Source organism: Betaproteobacteria bacterium (assembly GCA_009377585.1).
Classification (GTDB): Bacteria; Pseudomonadota; Gammaproteobacteria; order Burkholderiales; family WYBJ01; genus WYBJ01.
Map to the genome: position 1 here is coordinate 1 of WHTS01000206.1, position 5,753 is coordinate 5,753.

The 5,753-nt window shown below is 63.4% G+C and carries 5 protein-coding genes; 1 reads left to right on the top strand and 4 read right to left on the bottom strand.

Annotated elements, in window-relative coordinates; all coding sequences use genetic code 11:
• A partial coding sequence (locus GEV05_30155; protein ID MPZ47548.1) for a hypothetical protein occupies positions 1 to 344 on the bottom strand: 344 nt, incomplete at its 3' end.
• A 295-nt stretch (positions 345 to 639) separates the two neighbouring features.
• On the opposite strand from GEV05_30155, the gene GEV05_30160 reads away from it, so the two are divergent.
• Positions 640 to 1,392: a trypsin-like serine protease gene (locus tag GEV05_30160; GenBank protein MPZ47549.1), complete on the top strand. Its 753-nt coding sequence runs from the start codon at positions 640 to 642 to the stop codon at positions 1,390 to 1,392.
• A gap of 2 nt (positions 1,393 to 1,394) precedes the next feature.
• Here GEV05_30160 and GEV05_30165 read toward each other — a convergent pair whose 3' ends face one another.
• The 3 genes from GEV05_30165 to GEV05_30175 all read right to left on the bottom strand — a co-directional run.
• On the bottom strand, positions 1,395 to 3,359 hold the full coding sequence (locus GEV05_30165) for a hypothetical protein (protein MPZ47550.1): 1,965 nt from the start codon (positions 3,357 to 3,359) through the stop codon (positions 1,395 to 1,397).
• A gap of 76 nt (positions 3,360 to 3,435) precedes the next feature.
• Positions 3,436 to 4,359: a transglycosylase SLT domain-containing protein gene (locus GEV05_30170; GenBank protein MPZ47551.1), complete on the bottom strand. Its 924-nt coding sequence runs from the start codon at positions 4,357 to 4,359 to the stop codon at positions 3,436 to 3,438.
• 161 nt (positions 4,360 to 4,520) lie between these two features.
• Positions 4,521 to 5,753, bottom strand: a 1,233-nt coding sequence (locus tag GEV05_30175; protein ID MPZ47552.1) for a mannose-1-phosphate guanylyltransferase/mannose-6-phosphate isomerase, incomplete at its 5' end; no start/stop codon positions are given.

Below are 5,753 nucleotides of genomic sequence, written 5' to 3' on the forward strand. Positions count from 1 at the left end.
GCCTCGGACCAGGGAAACGGAAGGAGCGCCGCGCGCTGTGCGGCGAGCACTGCACCCACCCCGAGCAACATCAGGCCACGCACCGTGAACGACACCGGAATGTGACAGATGCCGATCAGGAGCAACCCGATCCCCACGAGCCACGCCCCGTTCTCGAACCCGAGCACCAGCGCAATGCCGCTGAAGCTCAGTCCGGCAAAGAAGGTGAGCCGGTAGCGCAAAGGAAGCAACGCGTGAACGACGAAGCCGCCGAAAGCGAGCGCGGCGAGGCGAAGAAACGCAGCGTTCTCTATCTGGTACTGACGCAATAACAGCATCAGCAGCGCCAGCTCGAAGACGATCAACAGGAGTGGTACCACTCCTATGCCGTCCCGGCTCCGCGTTTCTTCCTCATTTCCAGCGAGAGCGCTCATTCCTTTTCCTTTTCCTTTTCCTCTTCTTCTTGTCCGAACTTTGTCAGCGTCCGGTTGATCCGTTCCGACGAATAGTTCACTGCGCCCATTCGAAAATGGGCCGGCGCCTGACTGTTACAATTCGGCCATCCCATTCGTCGAGTCAGGACAGATGGCTTTCGACTCCTGTCCCCCACGAAAAACATCGGCCGGTCTTGCCCGAGCCTCGTTGTGCGCCTGGCTGCTGATGTCGTTCTTGTGCGCGTCGTCATCAGCCCAGGCACCCTCCGGCTTGCCCGACAGCGTGGCAAGAATCAAGCCATCCATTGTAGGCGTCGGCACCTACCAAAAAACGCGCAACCCTTCCGCGGTTTTCAGCGGCACCGGCTTCGTTGTCGCCGACGGGCGCCACGTCGTCACCAATGCGCACGTTCTGCCCCGCGAGACCAATACCGCGCAACACGAGACTTTGATAGTGCTCGTTGGCGGAGCCGACGAAGCGAATGCGCGCGCTGCGAATGTAGTTGCGGTCGATCGCGCGCACGACCTCGCCTTGCTGCGCATCTCCGGGGAGCCCCTGCCGGCGCTGCGGATCGGCGACTCGGAGACGGTCCGCGAAGGGCAGCAGCTGGCTTTCACCGGGTTTCCCATCGGAATGGCCCTGGGCTTGTATCCCGCGACGCATCGCGCCACGTTGGCTGCGCTCGTGCCAATTGCTCGCGCCGGTGTTACAGCGCGACAATTGAATCCCAAAATGATCAAACGGCTGCGCGACTCTGCTTACGTTGTTTTCCAATTGGATGCCACTGCCTATCCGGGCAACAGCGGCAGTCCGCTATTCGATCCGGCGACGGCTGAAGTTTACGGAATCATCAACAGCGTTTACATACAGGGAACCCGGGAACAGGTCATCACCCGGCCGAGTGGAATCACCTATGCGATTCCATCCATCCATATCAGTAACCTGCTGGAGCAATCCAACCTTGCCGCATCTCCCTGAAGTCAGGCTGAACGAAAGCTTGGAAAGACGGGATCGATGTGCTCCGCCGGCCGCGCCTGGCCCGACGGCGCAAGCCGCATCAGCTCCGCGCCGATGCTGCCGGTCAGACGTCCCACCAGCGAAGCGAGATCGGACATCCGTATCCCTTGCCGGGCAAGGAACGCGGCATACGTGAAATGCAATGCGCGGGCGGTTACGGTCTCCGGGTGCCTCAGCCCCGCGTCGTGCGCGATGCACGCAAGCTCCGCATCGATCGCAGCCTCGTCCAGAGGATCCCCGAGGCCGTCGGTCACAATGAACTTGTCGCCGGCGCCTTCACTCTGTTGACCGGCCCTGTTCGTGAGCACCTGACGAAAGGGATGGATGAGTCGCAACCGGCGCGCCGATGGCCCGGGGATGTCGACCGCGCCATGCTCGAAATCGACATCCTTCCACCGCAGCATCGACAGTTCATCGGGGCCGATGCCGGCGAACAGCGCGGCCAGGATCAGATGTCCATCGGCGGAAGCGGCGCTCCAGAGCGTCGATATGTCTGCCGGCGGAACCTCCACGCCGGACCGCGGCAGCGCTGTGCCGAGCAGGCCCGCGGGCATGGCGGACGGCGCTGCGATCGCTGCAGCGCCTGCGCCCATCGGCTGAAGCATCGGATATGCAATCTGGATGATCGGTTGTGAACCCGCGGACTCCAGCGGCTGCTGGGGATCCCGGCGCAGGTAATCCAGCACCCAGACCGCGGCGATGGCCAGCGCCAGGCCGGCACCGAGCGCGATAGCGGCATCGCGTGTGTAATCGGGTGCAATGGGGCGATCATCGGCATAGGGCGCGGTCAGCACGCGGATGCGCACCGCCGACGGTTTGCGCGCGGCCTCCAGCTTTCTGAGCCTTTCGGCCGCGAGCCTGTTCGTCTCCTGCAACTGATCCAGGTCGAATGCCATGCGCTTGAGCTCGACGAAGCGCACCGCGAAGGCCTGGCTTTCCTTCTTGATCGAGTCGGCCTGGTCCCGCATTTTCTGCGTTGCGCGCTGCGCGCCCGCGAACTCCTCCTGTGCTTCTGCCAGAGCGGACTTCTGACTGCGCTCCTTCTCCATCTCGATCTGCTGCTCGACCCGGGCGGTATTGGCCTTCAGCGCCTTGTACTTGGGGTCCATGGCGAGGTACTGCGCCGTGAAGTCGTGCTCCAGATCCTTTGCCCGTTCGCGCAGGTCCACCGCGCGCATCTCCAGGGTTGCGATCGCAGTCTTGTCCGCCGCCCGTACGAACCCCTTTCCCTGGGCGATGCTTTCGTTGACCGCCTTCAGCTTCGCTTCGGCGTTTACTTCCCGGGTGGCTGCATCGTTCAAGGCGTTGTACAAGCCCTTGAGCCGTGCCGCACCCGGATTCTCCTCGCGCTCGATGGACAGGATGCCGTGCTGGCGACGGAAACCCTCCATCTCCTTGCGCTTGTCCTCGATGGCCTTCTTCGCGACCTTCACCGCATGCCGAGCTTCCTCGACCGCCTCGGTCTCGTCCTCCCGATCGGTTTCCTTGCGACTGGCGACATACGCTTCGACCCACGTGGTGAGGGCAGCGATCAGCTGGTTGCGGTCTCCGCCTTCCGCCCGCAACTCGATGATGCTCGTCTGGGGCACCGCCTCGGCCTTGAGCATGCGCTCGAGCTCCGCGAAATCGGGTCGGGCGCCCGCCGCTTGCAGCCGCTGCGCTACCGTCTGCAGCACCTCCGAGCGGCGCAGCGCCTGCGTCTCCGCAATGACGAATTGCGACTTGACGACCGGATCTTCGACGCCGGGCGGTTCTACGGAAAGACGGCCGGTTGCATGGTATGTTGCGGGACGCGAATAGTCGTAGACGAGACCGCCGCCGGCAACCAGCAAGAAGACGCCGAGAAAGAGTGCAATGCGCAGAACAGGACCGCGGCCGGAAGCCTGATCGAATACCGGAGCAGTGCGTTGTTGACCGATTCTGAGCACGTGGAGTGCGCTCCGTTCTGAGCTTGGGAATTGTCGATACGTCCGGCGTATCGGCTCCGCGCGCGAAGTTGGTTCGTCAGCCGCCGGCGCGACGCAGCGTGCTCATGATGGCGGAAGGCGCGACGACATCGGCACTGTATGGGTGCGTACCCTTCTTGTACATCGATGTGATGCGGCGCACGTAGTTGCGCGTCTCTTCGTAGGGCGGGATTCCCCGATAGCGTTCAACGGTCTTCTCGCCCGCATTGTATGCAGCCAGAACCAGCGTGACCTCGCCTTCGAAAAATGCCATCAACCAGCGCAGGTATGCCAGGCCGCCCTTGATGTTTTCGGCCGGGTTGAACACCCGCTGGACGCCGAAGCGCTCGGCGGTCTCCGGAATGAGCTGCATCAGGCCTTGGGCGTTCTTCGGCGATACAGCCTTCGCATTGAATGCCGATTCCACCGATATCAGCGCCATCACCAGCTGCGGATCGATGGCGTACTGGGGTGCAAGCCGCTTGACCAGCGCCTCGATCTCCGGTCTTCCCTTGATCGTGATCTGGGGTTCCTCCACCACGACATGCACGGGCTCGACCCGCTCGGGCAGCAGGCACGAGGGCAGCTCGGTATTGGGTTGGGCTCGAACGTATTGCAACAACCGGCGCGCATATTCGTGCCCCTGCTCTGCAGCCATCACGAACAGCACGGCCGCAATACCGTCGTCACGCGGCACGCCGCGACCGTTGGCATATATCCAGCCGAGGCGGAACTGCGCATCTGCGTATCCGGCCCTGGCCGCCCGGCAGTAAAGCTGATTCGCCTTGAAGAAGTCCCGGGGGACGCCCTCCGCATGCTCGAAGCGCTGCGCGAGGCGCGTCAGTACCGCGGGGTCCTTGCTGCTTTGCGCCGCCTCGAGCGTCTCCGCCGGGGTGGCGACATCCACTTCGAGCGCGAGCGAAACCGCGGGCGCCAGCGCCAGGCTCAGGAAAATCGACAGTCGACCCAGTACGCTTTGCATTTTGTTGTTTCGGCGATCGCTTCTTCTGGCGCGAGGAAAGCAAGACGCAAACCAGCGGCAGTTTATACTGCCTCCGCACAGCGAGAGAAAAGAAGCAGTTCACACTTGCGCCGGTGCGTCGATCCGTCAACGCCCGTGCCGTACTTACGACGCCGCGCTTCTCAGCTGCGCCCATAGATGTCCCCGAAGCGCACGATGTCGTCTTCCTCGAGGTAGGGGCCGCTCTGGATCTCGATGATCTGCAGCGGGATCTTGCCGGGATTCTCGAGCCGGTGCCGATGCGTCTTGGGGATGTAGGTGGACTGATCTTCTTCGAGGAATATTTCCTTGTCGCCGTTGACAATCTTCGCGGTACCCGCGATGACGACCCAGTGCTCGGAGCGGTGATGGTGCATCTGCATCGAGAGTTTCTGGCCGGGATTGACCACGATCCGCTTGATCTTGTAGCGATCGCCCTCCTCGAGCACGGTATAGCTGCCCCACGGGCGGGTCACTGTGAGATGCGTCTCGGTAAGGGGCCGATGGGTCTCCCTCACCTTGGCAACCAGGCTCTTGAGATTGGCGGTCTCGCTCAACGGACAGACGAGCGTCGCATCCCGAGTCTGTACCACGGCGACGTCCTCCAGCCCCAGCGTAGCCAGGACCCCGTGGTCGCTCCACAGCAGATTGTTCCGGCTGCCCACGGCAATGACATCGCCATGCCTGACGTTGCCGCTCGCATCCTTGCTGCGTTGCTGGCGGATGGCCTCCCAGCTGCCGAGATCGCTCCAGCCCATCGAAACCGGCACCACCGCCACCCGGTCGGTCTTCTCCAGGATGCCGTAATCGATGGAAACGTCCGGCAGCCCCGCATAGAGCTCCGCCGGCGCATCGCGGTCGCACTCGGCAAGCCGGCCGATGACGGCATGGATTGCGGGCTGCAATTGCGCGAGCAAGTCCACGAACACGTCGGCCCGGAATACGAACATGCCGCCGTTCCAGTAGTAGTTGCCCTCGGCAAGGAAGCGTTTGGCGGTATCGGCGTCGGGCTTCTCCACGAACCGCGCAACCCGGCGTGCCGCATCCGAACCATCGTGATCATCTCGCCCCGTGAGGCGCGGGCCCGCCTGGATATAGCCGTAGCCGGTCGCGGGCTCGGTAGGCTGCATCCCGAACAGGGCGATGTAGCCCTCCTCGGCCGCCTGTTCGGCCGCATCCCAGGCGCTCAGGAAGGCGTCCTGGTCTGCGACCGCATGGTCCGACGAGAACACGCCGATCAGCGCATCCGGAGCCACGCGGGCGATCTTCGCCGCAGCCCACGCGATCGCCGGCAGCGTGTTGCGCCCGACCGGCTCCACGAGCACGTTGGCCGCCAGGTTCGCATCGACGGCGTACAGCTGACCGGCCGTCTCGAA

What these genes read in the sequence shown, in the direction of transcription:
- GEV05_30160 (MPZ47549.1), top strand. Translation starts at nt 640, where the DNA reads ATGTCGTTCTTGTGCGCGTCGTCATCAGCCCAGGCACCCTCCGGCTTG.
- GEV05_30170 (MPZ47551.1), bottom strand. Translation starts at nt 4,359, where the DNA reads ATGCAAAGCGTACTGGGTCGACTGTCGATTTTCCTGAGCCTGGCGCTG.